The sequence below is a fragment of the Halorubrum sp. SP9 genome, from assembly GCF_005435015.1.
Lineage (GTDB): Archaea > Halobacteriota > Halobacteria > Halobacteriales > Haloferacaceae > Halorubrum > Halorubrum sodomense.
In genome coordinates this window covers 1-232 of sequence record NZ_SGXU01000718.1, presented here as the reverse complement: position 1 = coordinate 232, position 232 = coordinate 1, and the positions used below count along the sequence as shown (strand labels likewise).

Below are 232 nucleotides of genomic sequence, written 5' to 3'. Positions count from 1 at the left end.
CGACCTGCTGGTCGTCGACGAGATCGGGAAGGAGATCTCGGGCGCGGGCATGGACACGAACGTCATCGGTCGCTACCGCGTCCTCAACGCCCCCGACCCCGAGACCCCGGACATCGACCTCATCTACGTCCGGGGACTGACCGAGGCGACGAAGGGGAACGGCAACGGGATCGGGCTGGCGGACCTCACCCGGCGGGCCGCGGTCGACCAACTGGACCTGAAGAAGACGTAC

The 232-nt window shown here is 67.7% G+C and carries 1 pseudogene; it reads left to right on the top strand.

Features of this window, described 5'->3' with window-relative positions:
* Positions 1-232: pseudogene (locus EXE45_RS19110) on the top strand (DUF362 domain-containing protein); the annotation flags it as partial.